The following is a 2,915-nucleotide window of genomic DNA, read 5'->3' on the forward strand; positions in this document are numbered from 1 at the left end:
AGCGGCGCAGTGACCAGCGCGGCGGCCAGCATGGTTTCGCCCCGCATGGCGTCGGCCACGGCGCGGAAGTGCGGCCTGCCGGGACCCAGCGTGGCGGAAGCCTGTACCGGATTTCCGGCGTCCTGCGCGGCGTCCTGTGCGGCACTCGGCCCGGAAACGTTCGCCGCAGCCTTTGTCGCGGCATCCAGCGCCGCCTGAATTGCCGCGAAGGGCACGGGCGAAAGATAGATGGTCGAGGTGCCGCCGTTTTCGTCCAGCCCGTACAGATGCCAGCCGCGCTCGGCAGCCAGACGGCGGGCCTCGGCGATGATGGCATCGCGCGGGCCGATGGACTGCACCGCGTTGGGGCAGGCTTCGATGCAGGCAGGCACGCCGCCGTGCGCCACCACGTCGGCGCAGCGGTCGCACTTGTACATCACGCCGTTGCCCGCGTAGCGGGGCAGCAGGTCCAGGTACAGGCCAACGCCGGTCTGGCGCTGGGGAATCTGCCACGGGCACACCGTGCGGCACTTGGCCCCGCCCAGGCAGATGTCCGTGTCGATGGACACGGTGCCGCTGGCCTCGCGCCGGGCCGCGCCCCACGGGCACAGGTTGGCGCAGGGCGGATTGTCGCAGTGCAGGCAGCGGCGGGGGATGTTCAGTTCCACCTGCTGCCCGCCGTGCTGCCCACCGTGCTGCCCACCGTGCTGCCCACCGTGCTGCACTGTCACGTTCTGGATGTACAGCCAGTTGTAGGGCGTCAGGCGGTCTTCCGTGTCGCGCCGGGCGGACCAGTCCTCGGCCTTTACCGAGGCCGGGAACATGGGCGGAAAGGGCTTTTTGGGTTCCGGATACCGGGCCGCGTTGCGGTCATGGCAGGCCTGCACGCAGGCCCCGCAGCCCACGCAGGCTGAAATGTCGATGAGCGTGGCGAAAGGGCCGTCGTTTCCGGCTGCTCCCCGTCCGGCGGGCACGGGCGCGCTGCCACCCGCGTTCGTGCCCGCCGCCGTGGAGGGGAACATGCCGGTTGCGAGGGAGGCGGACCCGGCGAGCCCGGTGCCCGCAAGGCCCTTGAGGAAACCGCGCCGCGAAAGGCGGCGGGGGGACGCTGTGTCAATGGTGCGTGAGGTCATTCCGGTGCCCGTGTGCTGATGAATGGGGGGCGCGCAGGCGCGCATCCGTACCTCCATGGAGCAGGAAGCGTGCCCACCGGAACGGAAATGCTAACATGACGATGTGACTCGTCTTTTATGAATATGAGCAGGAGCAATAGCCTGCTTGCGCAGTGGTGAATTTTCGGCATATGCTGCATCGTGTGATGAAAAATTGATCACATGATGCAGCAATCACCAGTGGGGGGTGACGTGCCGTGGCGATGCCCGTGCAGAAGCCCCCGGCGCGAGATTTCGCCAGCAGGGGGCGGGCAGGGCGCGCGGGAACTGAGTCCGGCAGGATTCCTTCATGATTCAGGCTGGTCATGCTGCGATGGCGCAGGCACTCCGGGTGCCGTCCACCCGGCCCACAGCGTGCCCGGCCCGCGGTTTTTCCGGCAGGCGCGCAACGGCCCCGAATCTGCACGGTGATGGGCGCGCCTGATGGTACGGCAGCGCACCCGGTACCGCTCCGGCATCCCGACGTCGCCCAGTTTCGCCATTTCGCCGTCCCCCCGTCCCCGGCAACCCGGCCCCCGCCACCCGAAGGAGAACGCCCATGGACGCCCTTGAATCAGGCCGCTTCCTGCGCGAGGTCATCAACACCATCAACGACGGCTTTTTCCTGGTGGGGCCGGACGGGCGCATCCTGATGGCCAACCCGGCCCTGGAGCGGCTGACCGGCTACGAGGCGGGCGAGTTGGTGGGCCAGACCTGCGCCATCCTCAACTGCGACGCCTGCGTGCGTTCCCGGTCGCTGGGCGGCGGGCACTGGTGCCGCCTGTTCGACCGCAAGGACGAGCACCGCAAGCGCTGCACCCTGGTGCGGCGCGACGGTACGGCCATCACCGTGCTCAAGAACGCCAAGGTGCTGAAGGAGGATGGCCGGGTCATCGCGGCGGTGGAAACCATCACCGATATTTCCGCCGTGGTGGAAAAGGACCGCCGCATCGAGGAACTTTCGCGCCTGCTGGGTTCGGACGAGGGGTTCGCGGGCATGGTGGGCAACTCGGCGGCCATGCAGCGGGTGTTCAAGATCATCGAGCGGGCGGCGGAAAGCGACGCCCCGGTGCTGGTGCTGGGGCCGTCGGGCACGGGCAAGGAACTGGCGGCGCGGGCCATCCATGAACTGGGTCGCCGCAAGAACGGGGCCTACGTGCAGCTCAACTGCGCGGCCCTGAACGAGGCGCTGCTGGAAAGCGAGTTGTTCGGCCATGTGCGCGGGGCGTTCACCGGGGCCATCCGCGACCGGCAGGGCCGGTTCGAGGCGGCCCACGGCGGCGACATCTTTCTGGACGAGATCGGCGACATCCCCCTGCCCATCCAGGTAAAGCTGCTGCGCGTGCTGGAGACCAAGCGCATCGAGCGGGTGGGCGACAACGCCTCGCGCGAGGTGGACGTGCGCATCATTGCCGCCACCAACCGCGACCTGGGGCGGTTGGTGCGGGCGGGCAGGTTCCGAGAGGACCTGCTGTTCCGCATCAACGTCATCCCCATCCACCTGCCGCCGCTGGCCGACCGGCGAGAGGACATTCCCCTGCTGGCCGCCCATTTCCTGAAGGGCATCCGCGAGCGAGACGGGCGCGACGTGACCGGCCTGACGCCGGAGGCCCTGCGCCTGCTCACGGCCTACGGCTGGCCCGGCAACGTGCGCGAACTGCGCAGCGCGCTGGAATATGCCTGCGTCATCGCCGAAGGCGGGCGGCTGGGCGTGGAACACCTGCCGCAGCACATCGCCGGGGCGGGCTGGCACCCGGAATGCACAGGACCGGGCGGGATGGTCGG

Annotated in this window: 2 protein-coding genes; one reads left to right on the top strand and one right to left on the bottom strand. The window is 69.0% G+C overall.

Annotation, left to right across the window (positions count from 1 at the left end; genetic code table 11):
* Nucleotides 1–1,169 (bottom strand): 4Fe-4S dicluster domain-containing protein (locus FVW27_RS12185; RefSeq protein ID WP_424991872.1); only part of this gene is annotated, 1,169 nt, incomplete at its 3' end.
* Nucleotides 1,170–1,689: 520 nt separating this feature from the next.
* Here FVW27_RS12185 and FVW27_RS12190 point away from each other — a divergent pair.
* Nucleotides 1,690–2,915 (top strand): sigma-54 interaction domain-containing protein (locus FVW27_RS12190; RefSeq protein WP_167125502.1); only part of this gene is annotated, 1,226 nt, incomplete at its 3' end.

Source organism: Nitratidesulfovibrio liaohensis (assembly GCF_011682075.1).
Classification (GTDB): Bacteria; Desulfobacterota; Desulfovibrionia; order Desulfovibrionales; family Desulfovibrionaceae; genus Cupidesulfovibrio; species Cupidesulfovibrio liaohensis.